Annotated in this window: 1 protein-coding gene; it reads right to left on the minus strand. The window is 59.5% G+C overall.

The features are described from left to right. Positions 1-154: 154 nt before the first annotated feature. A partial coding sequence (locus EN807_RS36180; protein ID WP_210240018.1) for a hypothetical protein occupies positions 155-380 on the minus strand: 226 nt, incomplete at its 5' end.

Consider the following 380-nt stretch of genomic DNA (forward strand, 5'->3'; position numbering starts at 1 on the left):
GAGAACGCTCATCCCGTGTAACCCGCTATATTCGGGTTGATGCATTCCCCCTCAAAAAGATGCGGTGGAGACGGATCGCGATGGTGCGCATTTAACCCTCTCCAGGTTCGATGCCAGCGGAGGTCAACCAACTGGCCTGGAATGTCTTCCGCGATCATCTATGCTCGAATTGGGACGGCAACCTCCGCCAGCCGAATGCATACGTGCCGCTCACGGCCAGCGTGCGGGAACGCAAGATCGGACGCAGCGCGCCAAGGACTGGCTCGACCGCCAGACCTTCGTCGGGCTTGCGAGATTGCGCGACGCAGCCGAGCATTTCGCCGGGGCTTTCACGCTTCGGAAAGCCAGAATTCTTTGCGGGTTTCGCGCCAGAAACTAAC

It is taken from the genome of Mesorhizobium sp. M5C.F.Ca.ET.164.01.1.1 (assembly GCF_004792125.1).
Classification (GTDB): Bacteria; Pseudomonadota; Alphaproteobacteria; order Rhizobiales; family Rhizobiaceae; genus Mesorhizobium; species Mesorhizobium wenxiniae.